This is a genomic window from Pseudoalteromonas sp. PA2MD11 (assembly GCF_017808125.1).
GTDB classification, from domain to species: Bacteria; Pseudomonadota; Gammaproteobacteria; order Enterobacterales; family Alteromonadaceae; genus Pseudoalteromonas; species Pseudoalteromonas simplex.
Genome location: NZ_JADKNF010000007.1, coordinates 1 through 24,591, shown reverse-complemented (window position 1 = coordinate 24,591; position 24,591 = coordinate 1). Strand labels below are relative to the sequence as shown.

At 42.2% G+C, this 24,591-nt stretch carries 22 protein-coding genes and 1 riboswitch; of the genes, 10 read left to right on the top strand and 12 right to left on the bottom strand.

Going from position 1 to position 24,591, the window contains the following annotated elements:
* Nucleotides 1-18: 18 nt before the first annotated feature.
* The 4 genes from ntrC to glnA all read right to left on the bottom strand — a co-directional run bounded on the left by ntrC (nt 19) and on the right by glnA (nt 4,635).
* Nucleotides 19-1,404, bottom strand: a complete 1,386-nt coding sequence (gene ntrC / locus ISP07_RS09600; protein ID WP_054552388.1) for a nitrogen regulation protein NR(I) — start codon at nt 1,402-1,404, stop codon at nt 19-21.
* Nucleotides 1,405-1,422: 18 nt separating this feature from the next.
* Nucleotides 1,423-2,493 carry a nitrogen regulation protein NR(II) gene (gene glnL / locus ISP07_RS09595; RefSeq protein ID WP_054552389.1) on the bottom strand — a complete coding sequence of 357 codons (1,071 nt, stop codon included), beginning with the start codon at nt 2,491-2,493 and terminating at the stop codon, nt 1,423-1,425.
* 80 nt (nt 2,494-2,573) lie between these two features.
* Nucleotides 2,574-3,110 carry a DUF4124 domain-containing protein gene (locus ISP07_RS09590; protein WP_054552390.1) on the bottom strand — a complete coding sequence of 179 codons (537 nt, stop codon included), beginning with the start codon at nt 3,108-3,110 and terminating at the stop codon, nt 2,574-2,576.
* 118 nt (nt 3,111-3,228) lie between these two features.
* Nucleotides 3,229-4,635, bottom strand: coding sequence for a glutamate--ammonia ligase (glnA, locus tag ISP07_RS09585; protein ID WP_054552391.1), 1,407 nt, complete (start codon nt 4,633-4,635; stop codon nt 3,229-3,231).
* A gap of 507 nt (nt 4,636-5,142) precedes the next feature.
* Here glnA and typA point away from each other — a divergent pair.
* Nucleotides 5,143-6,966, top strand: a complete 1,824-nt coding sequence (gene typA / locus ISP07_RS09580) for a translational GTPase TypA (RefSeq protein ID WP_054552393.1) — start codon at nt 5,143-5,145, stop codon at nt 6,964-6,966.
* Nucleotides 6,967-7,168: 202 nt separating this feature from the next.
* Entirely contained in the window at nt 7,169-7,594 is a 426-nt protein-coding gene (locus ISP07_RS09575) for a BLUF domain-containing protein (RefSeq protein WP_209327492.1), read from the top strand.
* 15 nt (nt 7,595-7,609) lie between these two features.
* Here the strand turns inward: ISP07_RS09575 and ISP07_RS09570 are convergent, their stop codons facing one another.
* Nucleotides 7,610-8,701: an MBL fold metallo-hydrolase gene (locus ISP07_RS09570; protein WP_209327491.1), complete on the bottom strand. Its 1,092-nt coding sequence runs from the start codon at nt 8,699-8,701 to the stop codon at nt 7,610-7,612.
* A 132-nt stretch (nt 8,702-8,833) separates the two neighbouring features.
* Nucleotides 8,834-9,490 carry a DUF2959 domain-containing protein gene (locus ISP07_RS09565; protein WP_209327490.1) on the bottom strand — a complete coding sequence of 219 codons (657 nt, stop codon included), beginning with the start codon at nt 9,488-9,490 and terminating at the stop codon, nt 8,834-8,836.
* A gap of 86 nt (nt 9,491-9,576) precedes the next feature.
* Between ISP07_RS09565 and ISP07_RS09560 the strand changes: the two genes are divergently transcribed.
* From ISP07_RS09560 to dtd, 3 genes are read left to right on the top strand one after another with little or no spacing between them, the layout of a single operon-like run.
* Complete coding sequence (locus ISP07_RS09560; RefSeq protein ID WP_054552397.1) at nt 9,577-10,449, top strand: virulence factor BrkB family protein; 873 nt, start codon at nt 9,577-9,579, stop codon at nt 10,447-10,449.
* A 25-nt stretch (nt 10,450-10,474) separates the two neighbouring features.
* Entirely contained in the window at nt 10,475-11,428 is a 954-nt protein-coding gene (locus tag ISP07_RS09555) for an alpha/beta fold hydrolase (protein WP_209327489.1), read from the top strand.
* On the top strand, nt 11,416-11,853 hold the full coding sequence (dtd, locus tag ISP07_RS09550) for a D-aminoacyl-tRNA deacylase (RefSeq protein ID WP_054552399.1): 438 nt from the start codon (nt 11,416-11,418) through the stop codon (nt 11,851-11,853). The genes ISP07_RS09555 and dtd overlap by 13 nt, the downstream gene beginning before the upstream one ends.
* Before the next feature lie 7 nt (nt 11,854-11,860).
* Here the strand turns inward: dtd and ISP07_RS09545 are convergent, their stop codons facing one another.
* The gene (locus tag ISP07_RS09545; RefSeq protein WP_138618022.1) at nt 11,861-12,550 is read right to left on the bottom strand and encodes a spermidine synthase; all 690 of its coding nucleotides are present in this window, start codon (nt 12,548-12,550) and stop codon (nt 11,861-11,863) included.
* A gap of 228 nt (nt 12,551-12,778) precedes the next feature.
* On the opposite strand from ISP07_RS09545, the gene ISP07_RS09540 reads away from it, so the two are divergent.
* Complete coding sequence (locus ISP07_RS09540) at nt 12,779-13,672, top strand: bifunctional GNAT family N-acetyltransferase/hotdog fold thioesterase (protein WP_054552401.1); 894 nt, start codon at nt 12,779-12,781, stop codon at nt 13,670-13,672.
* A 66-nt stretch (nt 13,673-13,738) separates the two neighbouring features.
* On the opposite strand, the gene ISP07_RS09535 is transcribed toward ISP07_RS09540, so the two are convergent.
* The 5 genes from ISP07_RS09535 to dapA all read right to left on the bottom strand — a co-directional run bounded on the left by ISP07_RS09535 (nt 13,739) and on the right by dapA (nt 18,931).
* Nucleotides 13,739-14,776 (bottom strand): phospholipase A, encoded by a 1,038-nt coding sequence (locus ISP07_RS09535; RefSeq protein ID WP_138602473.1) that lies wholly within the window; start codon nt 14,774-14,776, stop codon nt 13,739-13,741.
* Between the two features lie 186 nt (nt 14,777-14,962).
* A complete protein-coding gene (locus tag ISP07_RS09530) occupies nt 14,963-16,081 on the bottom strand; it encodes a succinylglutamate desuccinylase/aspartoacylase family protein (protein WP_209327488.1) in 1,119 nt (372 codons plus the stop codon).
* 5 nt (nt 16,082-16,086) lie between these two features.
* The gene (locus ISP07_RS09525) at nt 16,087-17,292 is read right to left on the bottom strand and encodes a PLP-dependent decarboxylase (protein ID WP_209327487.1); all 1,206 of its coding nucleotides are present in this window, start codon (nt 17,290-17,292) and stop codon (nt 16,087-16,089) included.
* A complete protein-coding gene (locus ISP07_RS09520) occupies nt 17,292-18,032 on the bottom strand; it encodes a 2,3,4,5-tetrahydropyridine-2,6-dicarboxylate N-succinyltransferase (protein ID WP_054552405.1) in 741 nt (246 codons plus the stop codon). Before ISP07_RS09520 ends, ISP07_RS09525 begins: the two co-directional genes overlap by 1 nt.
* 14 nt (nt 18,033-18,046) lie before the next feature.
* Nucleotides 18,047-18,931 (bottom strand): 4-hydroxy-tetrahydrodipicolinate synthase, encoded by an 885-nt coding sequence (dapA, locus tag ISP07_RS09515; RefSeq protein ID WP_054552406.1) that lies wholly within the window; start codon nt 18,929-18,931, stop codon nt 18,047-18,049.
* A gap of 137 nt (nt 18,932-19,068) precedes the next feature.
* A riboswitch (Lysine riboswitch) is annotated at nt 19,069-19,265 on the bottom strand.
* A gap of 183 nt (nt 19,266-19,448) precedes the next feature.
* On the opposite strand from dapA, the gene ISP07_RS09510 reads away from it, so the two are divergent.
* The 4 genes from ISP07_RS09510 to ISP07_RS09495 all read left to right on the top strand — a co-directional run bounded on the left by ISP07_RS09510 (nt 19,449) and on the right by ISP07_RS09495 (nt 24,476).
* Nucleotides 19,449-20,144, top strand: coding sequence for a DNA-3-methyladenine glycosylase I (locus tag ISP07_RS09510; RefSeq protein ID WP_209327486.1), 696 nt, complete (start codon nt 19,449-19,451; stop codon nt 20,142-20,144).
* A gap of 8 nt (nt 20,145-20,152) precedes the next feature.
* Nucleotides 20,153-21,565 (top strand): protein adenylyltransferase SelO, encoded by a 1,413-nt coding sequence (locus ISP07_RS09505; RefSeq protein WP_209327485.1) that lies wholly within the window; start codon nt 20,153-20,155, stop codon nt 21,563-21,565.
* A gap of 329 nt (nt 21,566-21,894) precedes the next feature.
* Nucleotides 21,895-22,956 carry an OmpA family protein gene (locus ISP07_RS09500; protein WP_209327484.1) on the top strand — a complete coding sequence of 354 codons (1,062 nt, stop codon included), beginning with the start codon at nt 21,895-21,897 and terminating at the stop codon, nt 22,954-22,956.
* Nucleotides 22,957-23,405: 449 nt separating this feature from the next.
* Nucleotides 23,406-24,476: an OmpA family protein gene (locus tag ISP07_RS09495; RefSeq protein WP_054552410.1), complete on the top strand. Its 1,071-nt coding sequence runs from the start codon at nt 23,406-23,408 to the stop codon at nt 24,474-24,476.
* The last annotated feature ends 115 nt before the right edge of the window (nt 24,477-24,591 follow it).

Genomic DNA, 24,591 nt, shown 5'->3' with positions numbered 1-24,591 from the left:
ACATTGGGTTGCGCGAAATTAGCTAATATTGCGCTCTTTTAGCTTGCGGGTCAATGTATTACGACCCCAGCCAATCTTCACTGCGGCTTCTTGCTTGTGCCCAGCACAGTTGGCAAGAGCAGTTTTAATCAAGCGAGTCTCGAGTTGTGCTTGAATGGCAGGCCAAATATTTTCTTTACCTTGCTTAAGTTCAAGGTTAAGCCATTGTTGAAATGCATCTAGCCAGTCGCCTTCTTGCTCGATTGGTGTAACTGCGACGATTTCAGGTGGTAAATCTTGTTCACTAATAAGTTCACCCGGAGCCATAACGGTTAACCAACGGCAGGTGTTTTCTAATTGGCGCACGTTACCTGGCCAGTTAAATAGGCGTAGTTGCTCAGTGGCTTTTGGGCTTAAAATTTTGCTGTCAACTTGCAGCTCTTTGGCACTTTTATGTAGAAAGTGTTGTGCTAGTCGTTCAATATCTTCCGTACGCTCACGCAGCGCGGGTAAGCGTAAACGCACTACGTTTAAGCGGTGGAATAAGTCGTCACGAAACTTACCTTGTTTTACCAAGTCTTCGAGGTTTTGGTGCGTTGCAGCAATAATACGTACATCAACTTTAATACTTTGATGGCCGCCCACGCGGTAAAACTCACCATCGGCTAACACGCGTAATAAACGTGTTTGAACGTCGAGTGGCATATCACCAATTTCATCTAAAAATAAGGTGCCGCCATTCGCTTGTTCAAAACGGCCTTTACGAATGCTGTCGGCTCCAGTAAATGCGCCTTTTTCGTGGCCAAATAACTCTGACTCAACTAATTCTTTAGGAATGGCAGCCATATTCAGAGCTATAAATTGGTTTTCTTTGCGTGGGCTGTGGTTATGCAGGGCGCTTGCAACTAGCTCTTTACCTGTCCCTGACTCACCATTAATCAGCACGCTCATACTTGATGCTGATAATTTACCGATCGCGCGAAACACCTCTTGCATTGCAGGTGCTTCACCGATGATATGCGCATTTGTTTGTGGTGCTTGTTTGCGTTTAGTTTTCTTTGTTGAGTTAGCGCGACAGGCGCTTTCTACCAGTGCCACGGCTTCGTCTAAGTCAAACGGTTTGGCGAGGTACTCAAACGCCCCTTTTTGGAAGGCATTTACTGCGGAGTCTAAGTCCGAGTGAGCTGTCATGATAATAACAGGTAAGCCAGGGTTTTGCTCGGCAATTGTTTCGAGTAACGCCATGCCGTCCATGCCAGGCATACGCACATCAGATACCAATACCGTGGGCTGGCTAAACTTTAATGCGTTAAGCACATCTTGTGCGTTTGCATAGCTTTCAGTGTCAAATCCTGCACGTGCCAACGCTTTTTCCAATACAAAGCGAATTGAGGCATCATCATCAACTAACCAGACTGTTTTCATGACTACTCCAAAAAACCATTAATCCGTAAAAGGCAAATAGATATTAAATTCTGTATGGCCAGGCCAACTGTCACAATCAATGTGGCCGTCATGTTGGTCAACCAAGGTTTGCGCTATCGATAAACCAAGCCCTGATCCATTTTCTTTGTTGGTGATCATTGGGTAGAACAAGGTTTCACGTAAGCTCTTGTCTATACCTGGGCCGTTATCCGAAATTTGGATCAGCAAGGTTTTTTTCGGTGCCTTACCCGGGCGCCTGTGTTGATGATTGATGCGAGTTTTTATTCTTATCTCGCCACCATCAACAAGTGCCTGTTGTGCATTACGAATAATGTTCAGTACCACTTGCTGAATTTTACTCTGATCTATGTATACACTCGGTATACTTGGATCATAGTCTTTCACTAAAGTGATATTGGCATTGTTGTCTAACATGCTCAGTTTAATCACCGACTCTAACGCTTGGTGAATATTGCCATGGGATTTGTGTGGCAGTTGATTCGGACCAAGTAAACGGTCGACAAGCTCGCGTAAACGGTCTGCTTGTTCAATGATTAATTCGGCACATTGATCACGTTCTTGCTGATCAACCTCATACTGCAATAATTGCGCCGCTCCGCGAATTCCACCTAAAGGATTTTTAATTTCATGTGCTAAACCACGAATAAGGTTACGGGCAGCTTGATATTGATGCATTTGATTCGAAGCTTGGTCATGGCGAATTTCATCATCCATTTGGCGGCATTCGAACAGGATATAATTTTCATCGTTGCTACTTATTCGGCGTGTGCTAATAGTTAACTTGGCATGGCGAGAATCGACGAACACCACGTCAGCTCTATGTTGGTGGCAATCGACACCGTCAAACAACGAATACTGAGCAATACGTTTTAAATCTATCGAGTGGTAGTTAAATAGGTTGTCGAACGGTTGGTTGATGATACGTTTTGGGCCTAAACCTAAAAGCTCACTGGCGCTATCGTTTGCGTAAACCAGTTTAAAATCATGATCGAGTAAAATAACGGCAGTACTTAAATTTTTCCAAATACTGTCGAGTAATTGAGAATTAAAATGTAGATCTCTGAGCATGGTTGCACCATTTTAGTGCGTTTCAATTTAGTGCAGCTTAGCATACTCTTTTTGCTTTGCGAGACATCATGTCGAAAATTCTAATTTCCGTTATTAATTGAAGTTCTGTGCATGAAAAAAGTGCTGACTGGGCTAACTGAAACGAGTTTATTATTTGCATCAAAAAGTTTCGCTTGTAATGTGTGTTCGCCTCGAAAGACCTCTCTTAGAGCAAAGGTCGTGCTATTACTTGGTGCGCCATGAGGTGAACCATCAACGAGTAATTGAACTTTGAAACCAGTTTCAAAACGGGGGCTGATTCGTGTAGTAACATAAACAGAACCTGTATTTTCTCTCACAGTTTCTTCATTTGCGGGGGCTGCAATTGACACTTTAAAGTTAACAGGGACTGCACTTGGAGCAGTATCAAGAATACTGGTATCAGCTGCAGGCATTGTAAGGTTTTGGGTATTTAACTTGACCTCAGTAGCACCGGGGCGAGGAGTATCAGAAAATACTAATACACCATTCTCATCTTTCCAAGAATAGACTTTTTGTGCTGCTGTATAACCAAAAAAGCTTGCAAATAATAACGATAATACCAATAAGGTTGTGCTTTTCACCCTGCGACCCTGCATTTTTTCACTTAACTAAAACTGTAGAGTAGAACCCGCTCAATTACCATTAAAAAAGCCCGCAGAGCGGGCTTGAGAACACACATTTATTATCTTTTAGATAATTCTGATATAGCGTGTATTACACGCTGTAGTACATTTCGAACTCAACTGGGTGAGTTGTCATGTTAAGTTTTTCAACTTCTTGGCTCTTAAGCGCGATGTATGCATCGATTAGGTCATCAGTGAATACGCCACCTTGAGTTAAGAACTCACGGTCTGCGTCTAATGATGCAAGTGCTTCTTGTAAAGAAGATGCAACTTGTGGGATCTCAGCTGCTTCTTCAGCAGGTAGATCATATAAATCTTTGTCCATTGCATCGCCAGGGTGGATCTTGTTCTTGATACCGTCTAGGCCAGCCATAAGCATTGCAGAGAATGCTAAGTATGGGTTAGCTGTTGGATCAGGGAAACGTACTTCGATACGACGTGCTTTTGCAGACGGTACCACTGGGATACGGATTGAAGCAGAACGGTTACGTGCAGAGTATGCAAGCATTACAGGAGCTTCGAAGCCTGGTACTAAACGCTTGTATGAGTTCGTTGACGCGTTAGCGAATGCGTTGATTGCTTTAGCGTGCTTGATGATACCACCGATGTAGTAAAGTGCTTCTTCAGAAAGACCTGCGTATTTGTCACCAGCGAAGATGTTTACGCCATCTTTACCTAGAGATTGGTGACAGTGCATACCAGAACCGTTATCACCTACGATTGGTTTAGGCATGAATGTCGCTGTTTTTCCGTATAAGTGAGCCATGTTATGGATAACATATTTCATCTCTTGGATTTCGTCAGCTTTTAATACCATTGTATTGAAGCGAGTTGCGATCTCATTTTGACCTGCAGTTGCTACTTCGTGGTGGTGAGCTTCTACTACTTGACCTAGTTCTTCAAGAACTAAACAAGTTGCTGAACGCCAGTCATGTGATGAATCAACAGGTGAACACGGGAAGTAACCGCCTTTAACACCTGGACGGTGACCCATGTTGCCACCTTCGTAATCTTTATCTGAATTCCAAGCTGCTTCTACAGAATCGATTTTGTACATAGAACCAGACATGTCTGATTTGTATTTAACGTCATCAAAAAGGAAGAATTCTGGCTCTGGACCGAATAATACAGTGTCAGCAATACCAGTAGAGCGCATGTACTCTTCAGCGCGTTTTGCAACAGAACGTGGATCACGCTCGTAACCTTGAAGTGTTGAAGGCTCAACTACGTCACAACGTACGATTAGTGTAGCTTCTTCAGAAAACGGGTCCATTTTCGCAGACTCAGGAACAGGCATAAGTACCATGTCTGATTCGTTGATACCTTTCCAGCCAGCAATTGAAGAGCCGTCAAACATTTTGCCGTCTTCGAAGAAATCTTCATCAATTTGATGATGAGGAATAGAAACATGCTGTTCTTTACCTTTGGTATCAGTAAAGCGTAAATCAATGAACTTAACGTCATTTTCTTTGATAAAATCTAAAACCGATTGTGACATGTGTCCTCCAATTGTTGGGTTTTATTTTTGCTGCATTATTGCTTTTCGCTTATATAAGCTGGTTTCGTGCCATGTTTTTAACACCTTGTTTAGGCTTGTAAAAAGTGAACAGGGCTTCGTTTTGTTAACTTTTATTGCACTAAGTTGGTGCGTAAAAAGATCATTCTGGTGCGTAAAAAGTGCGACCTTGTTTTGCACAATTATTGAGCGTGCCAATTTTTCGGTTATGAACACGATTTAGTGCCAAAATATGGTTCAAAAACTAAAATTTCGCCAGTTTTGAGCTCAGATTCACTTTAATTTTCATAAATTTGTCATTTATAAAACAGATACTTATAAAAAGCCTGAAGAAAGTTTATAAATTTATATTGGATAAACTTTCATCCATGCCATTATTAAGGGATAATATGCGCCCTTTTAAATCCTATGCTGGGACATCTGGTGAAAACGCAGGTGACTGCGTAGATCTTGCAGGATCAATGAGATTCAATTTCTCTGAGAAAAAATATGAGCATCGAAAAGTTAAGAAATATAGCGATTATCGCCCACGTTGACCACGGTAAAACAACTTTGGTTGATAAACTGCTTGAGCAATCAGGCACATTAGAAACGCGCGGCGGTAACGAAGAGCGCGTAATGGACTCAAACGACATTGAGAAAGAACGTGGTATTACCATTTTAGCTAAGAACACAGCTATCTCTTGGAACGACTACCATATCAATATCGTAGACACCCCAGGACACGCCGACTTCGGTGGTGAAGTAGAACGCGTACTTTCGATGGCTGACTCAGTATTACTACTTGTTGATGCTCAAGAAGGTCCAATGCCGCAAACGCGTTTCGTAACGCAAAAAGCATTCGCACAAGGTTTAACGCCGATTGTTGTTATCAACAAAATCGACAAACCAGGCGCACGTCCTGACTGGGTTATGGACCAAGTTTTCGATTTATTCGATAACCTAGGTGCAACTGACGAACAGTTAGACTTTAAAGTAATCTATGCATCAGCTATCAACGGCTGGGCAACAATGGATTTAGACGAGCCATCAGATAACATGGAACCAATGTTCCAGATGATCGTTGACGAAGTATCTCCACCGGATGCAGATCCTGAAGGTGCTTTCCAAATGCAAATTTCTCAGCTTGACTACAACTCATACATCGGTGTTATCGGTGTAGGTCGTATCAAGCGTGGTACTGTTCGTCCTAACCAACAGGTTACTGTTGTAAGCGCAGACGGTACTAAGCGTAACGGTAAAGTTGGCCAAGTAATGAGCTACTTAGGTCTTGAGCGTCATGAAGCAGAATCTGCAGGCGCAGGTGACATCATTGCAATCACTGGTCTTGGTGAGCTGAAAATCTCAGACACTATCTGTGATGTAAATACCGTTGAAGCATTACCACCACTAAGCGTTGATGAGCCTACAGTAACAATGACGTTCTCTGTAAACACATCACCATTTGCTGGTAAAGAAGGTAAATTCGTAACGTCACGTAACATTCTTGAGCGTTTACAAGCTGAGCTTGTTCACAACGTTGCATTACGTGTTGAAGAAACTGACAACCCAGATAGCTTCCGTGTTTCTGGTCGTGGTGAGTTACACTTAGGTATCTTAATCGAGAACATGCGTCGTGAAGGTTACGAGCTTGCGGTATCTCGTCCACAAGTAATCCTTCGTGAAGTTGATGGTCAAAAAGAAGAGCCATACGAAACACTTACAATCGACTGTCAAGAAGAGCACCAAGGTTCTATCATGGAACAAATTGGTCTTCGTAAGGGTGAACTAACAGACATGTCTCCAGATGGTAAAGGCCGTGTACGTATGGACTTTATGATCCCAAGCCGTGGCTTAATTGGTTTCCAAACTGAATTCATGACATTAACGTCTGGTTCTGGTCTTCTTTACCACACATTCGATCACTACGGTCCACATAAAGGCGGTACTATCGGTGCTCGTAAGAATGGTGTAATGATTGCAAACGCAACTGGTAAAGCACTTACTAACGCATTATTCAACTTACAAGACCGTGGTAAGTTATTCATCGGTCACGGTGTTGAAGTTTACGAAGGTATGGTTATCGGTATCCACAGCCGTGACAACGACCTAACAGTAAACGCGCTTAAAGGTAAGCAACTTACAAACGTTCGTGCATCGGGTACAGATGAAGCACAAACGCTTGTTCCACCACTAAACTACACGCTTGAACAAGCGATTGAGTTCATCGATGATGACGAGTTAGTGGAAGTAACACCTGAGAACATTCGTATTCGTAAGCGTCACTTAACTGAAAGTGAGCGTAAGCGTGCGAGCCGTGCAGCTAAAGACTAAAAACGTCTTTTAGTTTTGCAAAATAGAAGCCGCCGTATTGAAAAATACGGCGGTTTTTTTGTTTTAGTGTAAGCCAGGTAGGTTGGGTAGAGCGAAGCGAAACCCAACTTAATTTATATAGATTTCTAAACGCAACTCGCAACTTTTTACTAACTCCCCCATTTGTACTATCTTTTCTAAATCCAACTTGCAGGAGAGTAAGATGTATTTAGTTAGACTGATTTACACAAGTGAAATTAGCGATGGGTTTGGGCCTAATGATATTGAGGATATTCTCGAAAATGCGAAAAAGAAAAATGCTGAATGTAATGTAACAGGGCTACTTTGTTTTAATAGTACTCATTTTATGCAGTGTCTTGAAGGATCGCGAAAAGCAGTGAATGCAACGTATCATCGTATTTTGAATGATAAAAGGCATCGCAACATTATCATGCTGAACTATTGCGAAATTGCAGAGCGGGAATTCGAAAAATGGTCGATGGGGTACATACCATATTCAAAACTAACAACGCCATTAAATATTAAATACTCAGGTACTAGCGATTTTAACCCATTAGCCATGTCAGCAGGAAGTGCTCACAAATTGATGCTTGCTTTGCGAGACTCCATGCTGGATAAAGTTATTTAATATTAGCCCGTACCTTTAAAGCGAGATTTGCTCTCCTTCGTTCATTATATAAACCGGAACTTGGCTGTTCATCTGCTTTTGCATATTTAACAACCTAAGTAATGCCGAATGACTTGAATGGTCACCCATTTGCCAGCTTGAGTTGCCGTAACCCCATGGGATCATCACTTTACAGCTTAACTCTTCTGCCGCGTTTAAGCTGTCTTCAGGTGTAGTATGAACATAACGATACCACTTACCATCTTCTTCATGGTAGTAGGAAGCAATTGGCATTAAGCACACATCAATCTCGCCGTATTTTTGCTTAATATCTTGAAAGTGTTTTGAGTAACCGGTATCACCAGCAAAAAACAAGGTCTTACCATTTTGCTCAAGTAACCAACCATTCCATAAGTCTTTATTGTGATCGTCGTAAATAAAGGGAACCATAATACGACTACTAAAGTGATGGGCCGGCACCGAATAAATCGTTAGGTCATTAATTTGTGTACTTGCATACCACGCCATCTCTGAAATATTAAAGCCACCAGTCGGAAAATTATCTGCAAAGCCTAGTGGCACTAAATAGCGGGGAGCATTACCAATTTCTTCGATATCTGCTTTATTAAAATGGTCATAGTGAATGTGTGAGTACATTACCGCATTTAAACCTTCGAGCTCTGACTTAGTAGGCCAAAATCCGGGCTTACGATAACTGCCACCAGCAAGTTTAAAGGCCAAGTCTACGGGTGAGTCAAACTGATCTTTAACAGGGTCAAACAACAGTTGTTCACCATTTGGTGATTGAATATAAAAGCCGGCATGACCTAACCAACGGACTATAAACCCTGTATTTGTTGCTGGAACTATTTGTTCTGCTTGATATTGGCACTGAGAATTGCTGTCATCACATATAAGTAGCTCTGATGGTTCATAGCAATTGTCTGTACAGGTTGTTGGGTATTCTTTATCACCCGGATAAAGGTTATGGTAGCGACCTTCGAAGTCACCTTCAGTTTTTAATGGGGTTATAGTGCCTTCACCGGCAATAACATTCACTGTATTTGAGTTGCTACATGCGCTTATAAGTGCTGCTGCAATAAGTGTTGAGAGTGTTTTTAAATGCATACTATGCTTACTTTTTATTCTTTGCAGTGAGTTTAGCAAAATAAAAATTAAGATAAATCATTAAAAAGTAACAAGAGGTTACACAAAAAAGCCTACGTTTAAGTAGGCTTTGATATTAATAGCTTGAGCTGATTAGCCCGTTTTATTCATTTGCTCAATGAACTTATTCGAGTCTTCAATTGATTTGTTCATATCGTCCATTAACACTTTAATATCGCGTTTAAGATTTGTGAACTCACCTTTGATAGCTGTAACAGCCTGTGCGTTTAGGTTATGTTTTAAGTACAAAACGTTGTCATGTAAAGATGATAATACCGGCTCCATTTTGCTCTCTGCACTGCGCATTGAGCGAAGCAGTTGATCAAATTGGCGCTTAGTTGCGTTGAGCTTTTTGCTGCTTTCACGTTTTAGTGAGGCGCTTTTGTATTGTTCTAGCTCGTCGGCCCATTCATCAAACAGTGCCTCAGCTACATCTTCTACTTTATTGATATTGTTTGTAACGTCGTTCGCTGCAGCTAAGCTCGACTCGTAATCATCATTCAGTTGATTGTAGGCATCTTGTAGCTCACCACCATCAAAGTTGATCAGCGTGGTTAATCTGTCTAGTGCTGATTGAAACTCTTCTTGTGACTCTTGCTGTGCTTCTTTTGTTTCTTCTACGCGGTCCACTAAAATGTCGCGTTTATGCACACCGACAGACTCCATGGCTGAGTAATAAGCTGACTGGCAGCCCGATAATGCCATTGTAACTGCAAATAGTGGTGCACTTAAAAGTGTCAGTTTTTTCATTGAGAATCCTTTTTAGGTACCTGTCATTTCAAATTATGTGGTGGATTGCTATGATTATCAAAACATTTTAGCAGAAATTAGATTCTATGGACGAGAAGCTCAGTCGGTATAAGCTGCAAATAAGCATTTTCTTAAAACAACAACCTGCTTGGTGGATGCAGTATCTCAATCGTTGTATTGACGATCAAATCACAGTCAATGCGGGTTATTTGGCTTATGTAACCTTATTATCAATCGTGCCTTTAGTGGCGGTTGGTGTGGCTATTTTTTCTGCTTTCCCAGGATTTGAAAGCACGTTAGTGACTATAGAAAACTTCTTGTTTACTAATCTTGTGCCGACCTCTACAGATGTAATTAAAGAGCATATCAGCGCCTTTGCCGGTAATGCGAATAAAATGACTGCCGTTGGTGTGGGCTTTTTAGCGGCGGTATCCTTGTTACTTATTCGCAATGTCGATGCTACATTAAATCGAATTTGGCGTATTAAGAAAAAGCGCCCAATGATGATTTCGTTTGCCGTTTATTGGATGGTGCTTAGTCTGGGCCCTGTGTTATTAGGGGCTAGTATTGGTGTTACTTCATACATCGTGTCGTTAGTGTCGTTTGCCGATCAAGGCATTCCCGGCTTTAGCGGCTTTTTATTGAAATTATTACCTTACATAATTTCAATGATTGGCTTCATTATGCTCTATACTTTAGTTCCTAACACACGAGTTCCATTTAGAGCGGCAATTCCGGGCGCTTTGTTTGCAGCTATGTTGTTTGAGCTGACAAAAAAAGGCTTTGCTTTGTACATAAGCCACTTCCCATCATACGAAGTTATTTATGGGGCGTTGGCGACAATCCCTATTTTATTTGTATGGGTGTATTTGTCGTGGATTGTCGTATTACTCGGTGCAGAATTTACTGTATGTATCAGCCCTGAGAATATCGAGGACACGCCTGATATAGAGGTTTAAATTCACTGCACCTAAGGAGAGCGAGGTGCAGTTACATCCACAATATGTTGCCAACCGCGATTACCATTTGAGTGTTGGCGATGGTCATCAAATCCATGTGCAAGAATATGGTGCGTCTACAGGGATTGCTGTGGTGTTATGCCATGGCGGTCCTGGTGCGGGTCTATGCCCTGAAAATTGCCGCTTTTTCGACTTAGAACGTTTTCGAGTGATCATGTTCAGTCAGCGCGGTTGCGGTCACTCAACACCCCATGATAGTTCAAGCAATACCACTTCAGAATTAGTCGCCGATCTCGAGTATTTACGCCAGCAACTGGGTATTGAAAAATGGCTGGTGTGTGGTGAGTCATGGGGGGCCACTTTGGCACTTGTCTATGCTATTTATCACCAAGAGCATGTTGCAGGGCTTATTTTACGGGCTAGCTTTTTAGCATGTAACAGTGACTTCGAGTGGCTTTACACAACAAAAGGAGCCGGCGCGCATTTTTACCCTGAGTGCTTTAATGAATTTGCACATAATTACACTGATTGGCACGCCTTACTCGACTTTTATCAGCATCAACTAAACAGTGACGATCAAATTAAAGCTAGTAAATTTGCCAAGTTATGGTGTCATTGGGAGCAGGTATTATGTCATGGTGAGCCGTTAACAAACTGGAGTTTACAGGAGCCCCATGTCGGGTTAAACCAAGCAAGGTTAATGGTGCATTACTTTCGTCATCACTGTTTCATTGAAGAAGGCTTTATCGCAGAAAATGCACATTTACTGACTCATTTACCGATTTGGTTTATTCATGGCCGCGCTGATTTGATTTGTCGATATAGTGCCGTACAGCAGCTTGCTGAGCAGTTAAATGCACAATTATTGATTTTAGATGGCATTGGGCACAGCAGCGATAATCAGGTATATTTGGCGGCAATGCGACGTGCCGCAGATTTAATGTATATCAAGTTATCGAGGGATCAATGCAAGGCTTAATTCAAAGAGTAAAACAAGCAAAAGTAGAAGTGGCAGGCGAAGTAGTTGGTGAAATTTCAAACGGTATTTTGCTGCTATTAGGTGTTGAAAAACAGGACACCGAGCAAAGCGCCCAGAAGCTTTTACACAAAGTCAGCAATTACCGCATTTTTACAGATGAACAAGGAAAGATGAACTTAAGTTTGAACGATATCAAAGGTGAGCTTTTAGTGGTTTCGCAGTTTACCTTAGCAGCCGACACTAAAAAGGGTATGCGTCCGAGCTTTTCAAGTGCTGGCACGCCAGAACAAGCCAATACACTCTATGAGTATTTTATTGCAGAGGCTAAAAAAGCAGGCTTAACAGTAGCTACAGGGCAGTTTGGTGCTGATATGCAAGTAAGCCTATGTAACGATGGTCCCGTTACTTTTAATTTATCTATTTAACAGACAACTACTTTTTGATCATCACGATATGATTCACGTAGTCGGGGATTTTTACAATGCTTGGGCGCTTGCCAAACTCGGTGATTAGCAGGTGCTCAAGTTGTTTTAGTTGCGATGGGTGATTGGATAAAAAATTAATGAACAACAAGCCATCTTTTGCCATCGCTGCTCTTAGTTTGGTGTAAAACAAGTGCTTGTATAAAAATAATGGTGCATCTACCTCACTGAATAAATCTAAGATAATCCAATTGTATTCGTTGTTTTGCTCTAATACTTGCTGCGCATCAAAACAGTGCAGGTTACTGGCATGGTCGCCACCAAAGTAACGTTTATAGCAGTGAATTATGTCGGGGTTTTTATCAACCGATGTAAGTTGGCTATCAGGGTAGGTGTGCTGTAAGTAGTTACGAATAGCACCACCGCCTAGGCCTAATTCTAAAATCTTTTTCGGTTCCTCTAAGTCTTGCCAAAGCTTTGCAAGGTATTGTAAATGAGGGAAAAGTAATCTGGCAGGTCGGCGTTTTTCAATGACCGATTGCAGGGTTTCGTTGATCAGTAACCAGCGTAATTGGTTAAGTTGCCTAACTTGAATACTGTAATTGCCTTGTTTATGCCAATAAATGAGCTGCCCTAATCGGTGACAGTCCTCAATAAAACTATGTTTTACTGCGCCACTGGGTTCAAGAAAATGTTCCATATTTCGGGCCTTTAGCGTGTTATTATAATAATTAGACAATTATTTCAGCATAGACCAGTAAGCATAAAGTGCAATTGTGCATTAGTTTTTACAGTCATGAATAATAATTTAGGCTGGGTCACCAAAGTATTATTCCAACTTGATAGAAGATCGCGTATCGTAATTCGCATTGCAAAGGCCACGACAGAAAAACAACAGACCCGTGGCTGAATTATCACAGGAGTTTTTATGTTTAAAGTGACCACCCCGCAAAGCAGCGAAGATTGGCAAGCGTACTATTCATTACGTTGGCAGGTTTTAAGAGCACCCTGGGGCGAGCCGCGCGGTTCTGAACAAGATGACTTAGAGCAAGACGCAGAGCACCGCTTTATCAAAAATAATGATGGCGAAGTATTAGGCGTAGCTCGCCTGCATTTTAATAATCATCAGCAAGCGCAAGTTCGTTATATGGCGGTTGCTGAAGGTAATCGTAACCAGCATATTGGTAGCCGTTTATTACATGAATTAGAAAAAATCGCATGGACTCAAGATGCAGATGAACTGGTATTGTTTGCTCGTGAGCGAGCCCTTGATTTCTATAAGCGTCATGGCTACGAATTAAAAGAAAAAGCACACCTTGCCTATGACGATGTACAGCATTGGAAAATGGTAAAACAAAAACCCTCTGAGCCAGGTTGGTTCCGTCATCCAAACTGGACACAAGTACTACAAAATACGTGGCGTGAGTCGATCCCTATTAGTGATGCAATGGGAATTAAAGTAGAAAGCTATACCGATTGGCAGTTTACTACGCGCGCTGATCTAGATGCGAACTTAAATCTTCATAACACTATGTTTGCAGGCTCGATTTATAGTTTAGCGACCTTAACAGGCTGGGGCGCAACTTACCTAGCGCTTAAAGAAGCTGGCCTTGAAGGGAATATCGTGTTAGCGGATGCCAACATTAAATACCTTAAACCACTGAATAACGATCCTCGCGGGAGTGTTGAGTTGGCTGGCTGTAAAGGCAAGTTGGCGGAGCTAGAGGACAATGGCAAAGCAAGCTACCATGTGCCAGTAAATGTATACGATGGTGATGTGCTAGTAGCAGAATTTGAAGGTCACTTCATCGTTAAAAAATAACGAATATTCAGAGCGAGCTAACTAAAGCTCGCTCTTTAAGTTAAAGCAAGTCAGTTAACATAACAATTAAAGCAAGTCGGTTAACAGAATACCCACACCAAAACGTTCAATATCGGCGTTGTAATCAATTAAGCTCTCACCATAACCATTAAAGTATTGTGCATAACCACGTAATCTGCCCCAAAGAGGGAAAGACCAGTCTAGTTGGATTGCGCCGCGGTTATCTGAATTTAAGTTATTACGGGTCATAAAGCTAAACTCATGCTCGTTGTAACGGTATGCACCCGAGAACTCAAAGTAACCCATGTATTTGTAGATATCAGGGTTGTCATCACCTTTAGCTTCTAGTTCATCATCTTTTTTATCTTCAGGAATGCGGTACCAAGGCTTAAAGCTAAATACAAAGCCATCTTTTTCCCATAAGAAGTCAGCATAAATACGGTTCCACGAACGTGAATTAGGCTGGCTGCGGCCATTAGATTGATGTGAAGCACCAATTGCAATCGCCATTTCATCGCCCCAAAGCACATGTTCAGGATCAAGATAGTTCACCCAGAAGATCTCTGGTTCGTAGTTTGTTTCACGAAACGGCGATGAAATATCTTTGTTATAAAACTGCCAAAACGATTGCATGGTAAATGCAAAAAATACGCCTTGGTCTTTATCTGAGAAGCCTTCGAAGATAGGCACTTTGATTGATAATTGATATTTTACTTCAAGATTATCAAGTGGCTCGCCATCGACTTCTTCAGCGAGGTCTTTTAGGCCATCAAAAGGGCGCTCATTCGGATTAGATACGTAAGAAAGCGGTAAAATATAGTTACGCTTATGTGGAGTGATCACATTACGGTTTTTCTTACTTACTTCTTCACGCGCTTTACGTTTGTCTAAAGCGGTGAGCTTTTTGCTTTCATCTAAATCAGAGCACTTTTTACGAAGTTCTTCGAGTGTTTGCTTGCCGTCACCGCCAATAGCTTCGTTCAAAATACACTGCTTTACGAGTTCTAGTGCATCATCTTGTTCGTTAGTTTGTGGTTGTTCAGTTTGAGCAAATACAGGTACAGAAAATAAGCCAGCGGCTGCCAGCCAAATGCGCCATCCCATTGCAGTTCCCTTTCAGTAGACTTGTAAGTAGGTATAATTATAACGATTTTTACATAAGTAACCGTGAACTTGTACTGAATTGTTGAAATTTTAGGTAAATAGAGAGCCCCAAGCTAAGCTTGGAGCCCTGCTGTAACGGCCTAAGAGCATAAGCCGTTGACTCTCACGCAATGAGAAGGGATGAGCTTATAGCTCAAATACATTGGTAAAAAACTTATAAAGTTCGGTACCTTGATTCACGCTTGCTGAAGCAAAATGCAAAATAGCAATGGCGTCTTTATCAAAACTTAATGTTTGTAGCGGCTGCTCAGAAAGGTAGCGCTCCATTCTTAAAATATGGGCGATAGGCTCACCAGCTTTAATATGGCCGCCCAGTGGGGCAAGGTATTCAACCATGCCACCCATAGGTGCATAGTAAGCTACATAATCTTCAAGCATGCAGGCATAGCGTGTCATCGCTTTTGGATGATAAGCAGCATCAACTAATACCTCTTTGTGATTGAGGTAACTTAAAATGCTATTTGCATCTTCATGAGCCGCACTTAAATCGATTTTTTCTTGGCTACCTAGCTCAACGGTGAATGCTTCTACTTGAACAGCAAATTCTCGGCCTTGTTTGCCAAGCTCTTCAGACAGTGACCACCATGGACAGAAACTCGCTTCATCCATCGCGCCATCAAAATCACTTGGGATCAATAACACATGTTCGATGTTGAAGTAGCTCGCGCTGTCTTTGGCGTATTCAGGGCAATATAAGTGCTTACTGGAGATAGGCCCAGTGTGAAGGTCTAAAACAATATCAGCCTGATGGGCGAGCTTTTGCAAGTTAAGCGCAATACGCTTACCCGTTGGTAGGCTGTAATCTGGGCCCGTTAATTGACTGTCGATGTCAGCAACGAGTGCCTGTTTAAACGCCGCTTTAAGGGTCGCATCATCACAGTCTTTGTGCTGTTCAGCAATCTGTGACGGTAACGCTTTATTAAAGCGGTACATGCGGTTCCAGTTGGTGCCCGTAATTGGATCGAAGCGACCTAAAGTAAACTCACCTGATTTTTGATTGCAACCAATAGGGTTGGCATAAGGCACTAGGGTAATATCGCCACGCAGCTTGAGTGATTTTAGCTGCTCAAGCAATTGATAAATTACTGCATTACCTTGTACTTCAGCGCCGTGCATATTGGCTTGTATATACACGTTTGGGCCTGTGCCATCGCCTTTTAAGCGATACACTGGGATTGTCAGAGGTAGGCCGTTGGCAATCTCGCCAACCACAATATTCTCTTGGCTGATTAATTCTTTACTCATGGCGATTACCTTAAATAATAGCTGGCATCTTCAGCGCTACGAATGCACTCAATATTGCCTTGTTCAAGGATGTATTCAGCCGCTAATTCGTGGCATAAAAAGTACGGCATACTTTCGGTAAAGCCATACGCGCCACATTGGCTGAATACCAACCAGTCTTGCTCATTTAAATCGCTCGCTAATTGGTGTTCACCTAAGCAATCAAGGGCGGTGCAAAGCGGGCCGTATAAAGTCATTGCCGCAGGCTCAGCCGTCGATTCGCGAAGTAAGGCCGCAGGGAAATCTTGGCTTGTCACAGCTGGGCGAAGTAAATGGTTAATACCGCCTGATAAAATCACCTGCTGTTGATTGTAGTTCTCTTTGCGCTCAACAACCGGCGTTGCGTAATGGCCGCATTCGCCTACCGCATAGCGGCCAAGTTCCATCCAAAGCTCTTTGACACCAGCATCCGCTTTAATAGCCGCCAGAGTCTCGATAAGTGCAGACCAATCAAGTCGGTTAGCATCTTGCGTATAAGGAATACCTAAGCCACCCCCTAAATCGAGAATATTAAGGTTAATATTTATTGAGCTTGATAGCTGTTGTAATGGTGCAATCATCGCACGCCATAGCTCGGCGAGCTTGTCAGTACTCAGCATATTGCCCCATTGGAAAATATGCAGGCCATCAAAGTTAAGAGCTGGGTAATCACTAACAGTGAGTGCTTGCCACTCATCACAGCCCAAACCAAAAGGAGTAAGGCTATCGCCACCAAGAGGGTTCTTTTCGCCGTCTGGCCAACGAAGTTGTACGCGCAATAGAACTTGCAGCTGACAATTTGCTTTTGTTGCTTGTTCGTTTAACCAGCGAACTTGGTTAATGCTCTCGGCCACAAAAGTACGTACGCCGCGAGCAATAAAATGTGAAATTTGTTTAGGGCTCTTTGCAGGCCCTGTGTTGAGCACGCGCTCGCTATCGATGCCTTGAGCAAGTACTTGCTCAAGTTCACCTTTACTTGCAACATCAAAGTTAAACCCTGCGTTGTCTAAACATTGAATAATGCGAGACAGTGGGTTGGCCTTTACGGCATACCAAAGCTTCACATCGGTTTGCGCAGTCAGTTGATTTAAATGTGCAGTTAATTTATCTAAATCATAGATAAAAAATGGCGTATCAAGATGCGCTGAAACTTGTTCAACCGCTTGCTTGATGGGCGTGCTCAAAAAGCTCATTAACGTAAAACCTCTTCTAACAGTAATGATGCATCGCTTTGTTCATCACGGTATTTCACGATCAATGCACAAGACATGCTTAGACCTTGCTCGCGAGCCCATGCATTTGAAGCAGGGCGAGAGCCTGGGATCACAATCGCGTTTTCTGGGATGGCTTCACCTTTGTCTAGCTGGCGTTCGTTAACGCAATCGTAGACAGGAATAGTTGCAGATAAGCGTACACCTGGCGCAAGTACAGCACCTTTTTTCACAACCACACCTTCAACAATAACGCAGCCTGCGCCGATGAATGCGTCATCTTCAATCACTACAGGGCTAGCACCAATTGGCTCAAGCACACCACCTAATTGTACTGCAGCACTTAGGTGAACATTTTTACCCACTTGTGCGCATGAACCCACTAATGCGTGGCTGTCGACCATAGTGCCTTCGTCGATGAACGCGCCAATATTCACATATGCTGGTGGCATGATAATGGTGCCTTTGGCAACGTGTGCGCCACGGCGAACACTGCTACCACCTGGTACCATTCGCACGCCAGCATCGGCTGCAAAGCCTTGTGGTGCTAAGTTATGCTTATCAACAAATCCACCTGGGAACTCGGTATTTGTGCCATTTTTAAAGGCTTCTAAAATGCCTTGTTTAACTTCAACATTGGCGTGCCAGTTGCCGTTCTCGTCTTGTGTTGCTGCGCGAACTGCGCCTGATTCTAAGTTGTTTAATAATTCTAACCAGCTCATGATAAAACCTGTTTTTAGTTCCAAGATAAAATTGTGTTGTTTGCGTGGGTGATGCTGTCTGTTTGCTCAAGCTCTAAATGCGTAAGCGGCGGACGTAAATGCGGGGTATTTATTTTACCTTGCAGGTGCATCAGTACTTTTACGGGGATTGGATTTGCCACAGCGAATAAACTTTGAATAGCTTGCGACCAATCGGTGAATAGATTTGGGTATTGACCACTTAAACTGCGTTTAACAAACTCATGGGTTTGACTCGGCCACGCATTCGCGGCAACCGAAACTAAACCTTTTGCTCCAGCTTGAGCAAAATACGGCATAAGTGCATCGTCGCCACTAAATATGGCCAGTGTTGGCGATGCCGTTCTAAAGCCTTCAAATTTGCTAATGTCGCCACTGGCTTCTTTTAAGGCCCAAAGATTTTTGTGATCAGCAAGGTTTTTAATCACCTGCGGTGAAATCTCAACTGCACTGCGTCCAGGTACGTTATACAGCATACAAGGGTGGTTACTTGCGTTTAGTAGGCTTTCAAACCAATGTGTTTGGCCAACAACCCCAGGTTTTGCATACAGAGGTGAGCCCAATAGATAGCCATGAATAGGTAGTTGGTTGCAGTATTCAACCCAAGCAACTTGTTGTTTGAGGTTCATGCCGCCCACAGCAACCATGAGTGGTACACTCGGTGCTAATTGGCAAACATGTTCAACAATGGCTTGTTGCTCTTTGAGTGAAAGCGCCAGTCCTTCACCGGTACTGCCAAGCAATAAAATGCCGTTATTTGCATCTTGCTGCTCAGCTACCAGTTGTTCAAGGGCCGTGTAATCGACCTCGCCAGATTCAGAAAATGGCGTGACAAGCGCTGTCCATAATGGATAGTCGTTTAAATCAAAATTGTTGATCATCTCTCACGAACTTATAAGGTATTCGAAGAGTTTATGCGGGAACATTTGAATGGAGCCGCATGTCGTCGTTCGAACAAGGTATAATTCGAAGAGCGAATGGGCTTAAAATAATAAAGACGTGACGGCCTTATTATACTAAGACCAGAAGCTCTCCACCAAACTAATCAATAGCGCTTTGCTATTGTTGGTGACAGTCGCTGGGATTCAGCCCAGTCGCCCGAAATAAGCACCTCACAAACGGTGTTACTTCTCGGCGTTAATTCCCCTCACGTATGATCAACAGAGTCTGTGCTCTTCCCATACGCTACCTGAATAACGCACCTCTTCCAGCCCTTTATGCTCGCTTTAAAGGTTAAAGCCAACATAGTTAAATAGGGTATTTGCAGCGATTAAAGCATTTTAGCCGTCTAGGTGTCAAGGCGAGGAATTTGTTTTTTAGTGACCGAATTTGCAACATGGTTACGTATAAACGTGTTTTTACGTACACTTAGCGCTAACCAAATCAATTGGAAAAATGATGGAAAAATTTAACGATATTTATCAACGAGCCGTATCTCGAAAGGGCAGTGAAGAAATGCTGCATGCACTGTTATCAAACCCGCTCGACGATGCTGATATTGCTAAAATGCATGACGATTTATGGTTAGAAGAGTTCACGCGTAAAGTCTTTCAAAGTGGTTTTTATTGGTCTGTTATCAACAATAAATGGGCTGGTTTTCGTGATGTGTTTTGGGATTTCAGTGTAGAAAAATTGTTGATGATGCCGCCAGATATGCTCGAGCAAAAAGCCAGTGATGAGCGAATTGTTCGTAATTTTAAAAAAGTACAAACGATCCCAGAAAATGCGTACATGATCCACGAAGTTGCTGAGAAGCATGGCAGCTTTAGCCAATTTATTGCAGATTGGCCTACTGACAATATTATTGGTTTGTGGGCTTATCTTAAAAAGCATGGTGCGCGTTTAGGAGGAAATACTGGCCCATACGCTTTACGAGCGCTTGGTAAAGATACTTTTTTACTTTCTCGGGATGTAGAAGCCTATTTGCGTGCCCATGAGTTGATAGATGGCGGCTTACAAACTAAAAAGTCACTGCAAGCAGCGCAAGATTTTTTCAACGAATTACAACAGCAAAGCGGTTACAGCCTGCAGGCACTAAGCCAACTAGTGGCCTATGGTGTAGGCGATAATCGTGTGGGTGTCGCAACACGTTAAGGACAGTTATGAAACTGCAAACTCGATACACAGATATTAGTGAACTACTTGCTATTAAGGATATGCCGAGCGCCGTTGCCGAGCCGCAATTACTGCTATTTAATGACAAGCTAGCTGATAATTTCGCAATTAAACACGACAGCGAATTTTTAGCTAAATTGCTATCTGGTTCAACGATAGATAACGACGTTGCGCCGGTTGCTCTTGGTTACTCAGGTCATCAATTTGGTCATTTTTCACCGCGTCTTGGTGATGGTAGAGCGCATTTACTTGGGGCTATTGCAGATAAAGATGGCACATTGTGGGACTTGCAGCTAAAAGGCGCTGGAGCAACAGTGTTCTCGCGCGGTGGTGATGGTCGCTGTGCCATTGGTCCAGCTGTTCGAGAGTACATTATGAGTGAGGCACTTCATGCGCTTGGCATCGCAACTACGCGCTGTTTAGCTGTGGTTACAACTGGCGAAACGGTATATCGTCAGCCACCACGCCCGGGGGCAGTTGTTACTCGCCTAGCTAAAAGTCACATCCGTGTTGGTTCATTTCAATACTTAGCTACACAAGGTGATATAGAAGGGCTAGAGAAGCTCGTTGATTACGCAATTAGCTGCCACTACCCAGGCATTAGCAGTACGGGTGAGCAGCGTTATATTGAGTTTTTAACTGCTGTACTCGATAAGCAAATAGAGCTGGTTATCAGTTGGATGCGAATTGGCTTTATACACGGTGTGATGAACACAGATAATACCTTGATTAGTGGTGAAACCATTGACTATGGCCCTTGTGCGATGATGAATCAGTTTGACCTAGACACGGTATTTAGTTCGATTGACCATCAAGGGCGTTATGCATTTGGAAATCAACCGAATATTGCTAATTGGAATATTGCACGCTTGGCTGAAAGCTTAATTCCGTTATTTGCTGATCAAGAGAGTGCCGTCGAACAACTCTCACCGGTTGTAAATGGCTTTGCAGCTAAATTTAATGATGCATTTAATACTATGTGGCAGCAGAAATTAGGATTAGCTGGTCAGCACGAAGGCGATCATGCTTTAGTTTCAGAGTTGCTAGGTTTAATGAAGCAACATCAGCTCGATTATACTAATACTTTCAATGCTCTGACTGAATCTTTACTTGCGGATTTCGCAATTCCAACTAGTTTAAAAGAGTGGCATAAAAAGTGGAACGTGAGGATTTCGTCTAAAAGTTATGAAACTATGCGCGCTGTTAATCCTGCAGTCATTCCACGTAATCATACTATTGAAATGATCCTAGCGGAATACGAAGCATCGGGAGAAAGTTCATTAAAAGACGCCTTTTTAGAAGCATTTAACGATCCATATGTTTACGATGAGCGTCAATTTGAATGGCTTCAGGCCCCAAAAGATTATGATAAAAATTATCAAACTTTTTGTGGGACCTAGTCATTTAAATTAACTAGGAAAATTCCTATTTATTGAATTTAACTGTATGCTGATTGAGCGCTCTAATAGGCGGTGGTATTATAGATTTTAGGCTAATCTATTGCTTTAAAAGATGATCTCATACGGTATTCGAAGCTGGTTTGGTCATACATTTAATCGCTTATCTACGAAATTAGGCTAGGCTATTATTAGTACCTTAATAGTTATGAATTAATTAATAAGTTGAATGTCAATGCAAAGTAACTAATCGTTTTTTGTATTGTTAAAGTTTTGATTACTCAAAAAATACGAGCTCTTACGAGCTTTATTATGAAAATGGGAAGGAAACAATGAAACTGAAATCACTGACTATAGCTTTGGCACTTGCTGCAACTAGTGCTTCAACATTTGCTGCTGAGAAACAAGGTTTTTATATCGGCGCATTTGGCGATTATTATGATAATTCATGGGAAAATGTTCGCGATTACGCACCAGGCGGCCTTGATGTTGATGATTCAACAGGCTGGGGTTTAGAGCTGGGTTATCGCTTTAGCGATTACTGGAGTGCTCGCTTAGAATATGCTGATATGGATTTTGACTGGACCGCTGAACTAAACGATGGCACATCGATGAGCGGTTCTGAAAGTGGTAAGCGTTACGGTATTGATGGTTTATATCACTTCGGTGGTGGCCCATTTTACGGTATTTTTGGTTTGAAAAACCTTGATGCTGTTGATGAGGATTTAATGTTTGCAAACGTTGGTGCTGGCTACCAACACTACTTCACAGATAACTTTGCTTTCAATGCCGAAACTTCTTTGTACCAAGGCCTTGATCGTGGTTACACCGATGTGGGTGCTAAGTTAGGTTTAAGCTATATCTTTGGTAATCAAAGCAGCTCTGCGGCTCCTGTTGAGCCAGCTCCTGTAGTAAGTGGACCTACAGATAGCGATAACGATGGCGTAATGGACGCTGATGACCAATGCGCAAATACACCAATGACTGATGCGGTAGATAGCAAGGGCTGTACTCTTTATGAAGAAAAAGAGGCAACAATCACTTTACTAGTTACTTTCCCGCATGATGTTGCAGAAGTACCAAATAAATACTTCAGCGATATTGCTGATGTTGCAGCATTTATGAAAGAAAACGAAGGCACATCAGTTGTTCTTGAAGGTCATGCATCAGCAGTTGGTGATGCGGATTACAACATGAAGCTTTCTGAAAAACGTGCTAAAGATGTAGCTGAAGAGTTAGTTAAAGACGGTATCTCATCAGATAGAATCTCTACGGTTGGTTATGGTGAAGAACGCATGAAGAACAAAGCATATACGCTTGAAGCGCATGCAGAAAATCGTCGTGTTGAAGCACAAATTAGTACGGTTGAACGTGTAAAGGTTATGCGTAAGTAATAGATTACTATTAGCTTATTGTAATTTATTAATAATCTTGAGATTAAAGCTGAACTATTTTTATGGTTCAGCTTTTTTTATACCTTAAAAACGCATTTACTTTTTTAATAAACGCGATACTCTTAAAGGTATACGGCATGGTATAAAAATAAGGTACACTTATATTGATTTGAATCATCGCAGCAAATGGGTGATTATTGTACTATGTTCTTATTGTTATCTCGTGTAATTATCACTAGGTAAATTAGAGTTTTTTTGAGCACTGTTAATTTGGTATGCCATTCTATGGCATTTCGACGGTGCTAAACGTCACTTTTTTAGGTGGTGTTTTGAAATTAACAAATTTATTGTAGTTTTAGTTTATTAAGTTTGGATTAATTACTCATCATCTATCTTGACAGAGTTTAGGCTACACAGCCTTTAGTTACTTAAATGGAAGGGAAGGAAACATGAAACTAAAATCACTAACTATAGCTTTAGCTCTTGCTGCAACAAGTGCTTCTAGCTTCGCTGCTGAAAAGCAAGGTTTTTATATTGGTGCGTTTGGCGATTACTATGATAATTCATGGGAAAATGTTCGTGACTACGCACCAGGCGGTCTTGATGTTGATGATTCAACAGGCTGGGGTCTAGAGTTAGGTTACCGCTTCAGTGATTACTGGAGTGCGCGTCTAGAATACGCTGATATGGATTTTGACTGGAAAGCTGAATTAAACGACGGTACGTCGATGAGTGGTTCAGAAAGTGGTAAGCGTTACGGTATTGATGGTCTTTACCACTTTGGTGGTGGTCCTTTCTACGGTATTTTTGGTTTAAAAAATCTTGATGCGGTTGATGAAGATTTAATGTTTGCTAATGTGGGTGCAGGTTATCAACACTACTTTACAGAGCATTTCGCATTTAATGCAGAAACGTCTTTATACCAAGGTCTAGACCGTGGTTATACAGATGTGGGTGCTAAATTAGGTCTTAGCTACATCTTCGGTGCTCAAAGCGCGCCAGCTGAGCCTGTAGAGCCTGCTCCTACGGTTGTTCCTGTTGCTGTAGAACCAGTAGATAGCGATGGCGATAATATCCCTGATGCAGACGATCAATGTGCAAATACACCAATGACTGACGCTGTTGATGGCACTGGTTGTACGCTATATGAAGATCGTGAAGTAACTAAGAGCTTACTAATCACGTTCCCTAACAACACATCTAAAGTATCTCAACAATACCTAGATGATATTGATGCTGCAGCAGCATTCTTAAAAGAGCACCCAGGTACTGACGTAGTGCTTGAAGGTCATTCTTCATCAGTAGGTAAAGCTGACTACAATAAGTGGTTATCTAAGAAACGTGCTGATGCGGTTGCTAAGAAACTAATCGAAGATGGCATTGATCCAATGCGTCTAACTACTGTTGGTATGGGTGAAGAGCGTCTTAAAAACCCAGCAAACACACCAGAAGCTCACGCCGAAAACCGTCGTGTTGAAGCGAAAGTAACTGTCATTGAACGTGTTAAAGTAGAGCGTTAATCTAACTCTTTACGCAAATTTTAAAAACCCAGCCTAGTGCTTAATGCCTGTCAGTTAAGAGCTGACAGGCATTTTTTTGGGCTTTCGTTCAGGGTACCGACTGGGCCTCTTTTTC

What these genes read in the sequence shown, in the direction of transcription:
- ntrC (WP_054552388.1), bottom strand. Translation starts at nt 1,404, where the DNA reads ATGAAAACAGTCTGGTTAGTTGATGATGATGCCTCAATTCGCTTTGTA.
- glnL (WP_054552389.1), bottom strand. Translation starts at nt 2,493, where the DNA reads ATGCTCAGAGATCTACATTTTAATTCTCAATTACTCGACAGTATTTGG.
- ISP07_RS09590 (WP_054552390.1), bottom strand. Translation starts at nt 3,110, where the DNA reads ATGCAGGGTCGCAGGGTGAAAAGCACAACCTTATTGGTATTATCGTTA.
- glnA (WP_054552391.1), bottom strand. Translation starts at nt 4,635, where the DNA reads ATGTCACAATCGGTTTTAGATTTTATCAAAGAAAATGACGTTAAGTTC.
- typA (WP_054552393.1), top strand. Translation starts at nt 5,143, where the DNA reads ATGAGCATCGAAAAGTTAAGAAATATAGCGATTATCGCCCACGTTGAC.
- ISP07_RS09575 (WP_209327492.1), top strand. Translation starts at nt 7,169, where the DNA reads ATGTATTTAGTTAGACTGATTTACACAAGTGAAATTAGCGATGGGTTT.
- ISP07_RS09570 (WP_209327491.1), bottom strand. Translation starts at nt 8,701, where the DNA reads ATGCATTTAAAAACACTCTCAACACTTATTGCAGCAGCACTTATAAGC.
- ISP07_RS09565 (WP_209327490.1), bottom strand. Translation starts at nt 9,490, where the DNA reads ATGAAAAAACTGACACTTTTAAGTGCACCACTATTTGCAGTTACAATG.
- ISP07_RS09560 (WP_054552397.1), top strand. Translation starts at nt 9,577, where the DNA reads ATGGACGAGAAGCTCAGTCGGTATAAGCTGCAAATAAGCATTTTCTTA.
- dtd (WP_054552399.1), top strand. Translation starts at nt 11,416, where the DNA reads ATGCAAGGCTTAATTCAAAGAGTAAAACAAGCAAAAGTAGAAGTGGCA.
- ISP07_RS09545 (WP_138618022.1), bottom strand. Translation starts at nt 12,550, where the DNA reads ATGGAACATTTTCTTGAACCCAGTGGCGCAGTAAAACATAGTTTTATT.
- ISP07_RS09540 (WP_054552401.1), top strand. Translation starts at nt 12,779, where the DNA reads ATGTTTAAAGTGACCACCCCGCAAAGCAGCGAAGATTGGCAAGCGTAC.
- ISP07_RS09535 (WP_138602473.1), bottom strand. Translation starts at nt 14,776, where the DNA reads ATGGGATGGCGCATTTGGCTGGCAGCCGCTGGCTTATTTTCTGTACCT.
- ISP07_RS09530 (WP_209327488.1), bottom strand. Translation starts at nt 16,081, where the DNA reads ATGAGTAAAGAATTAATCAGCCAAGAGAATATTGTGGTTGGCGAGATT.
- ISP07_RS09525 (WP_209327487.1), bottom strand. Translation starts at nt 17,292, where the DNA reads ATGAGCTTTTTGAGCACGCCCATCAAGCAAGCGGTTGAACAAGTTTCA.
- ISP07_RS09520 (WP_054552405.1), bottom strand. Translation starts at nt 18,032, where the DNA reads ATGAGCTGGTTAGAATTATTAAACAACTTAGAATCAGGCGCAGTTCGC.
- dapA (WP_054552406.1), bottom strand. Translation starts at nt 18,931, where the DNA reads ATGATCAACAATTTTGATTTAAACGACTATCCATTATGGACAGCGCTT.
- ISP07_RS09510 (WP_209327486.1), top strand. Translation starts at nt 19,449, where the DNA reads ATGGAAAAATTTAACGATATTTATCAACGAGCCGTATCTCGAAAGGGC.
- ISP07_RS09505 (WP_209327485.1), top strand. Translation starts at nt 20,153, where the DNA reads ATGAAACTGCAAACTCGATACACAGATATTAGTGAACTACTTGCTATT.
- ISP07_RS09500 (WP_209327484.1), top strand. Translation starts at nt 21,895, where the DNA reads ATGAAACTGAAATCACTGACTATAGCTTTGGCACTTGCTGCAACTAGT.
- ISP07_RS09495 (WP_054552410.1), top strand. Translation starts at nt 23,406, where the DNA reads ATGAAACTAAAATCACTAACTATAGCTTTAGCTCTTGCTGCAACAAGT.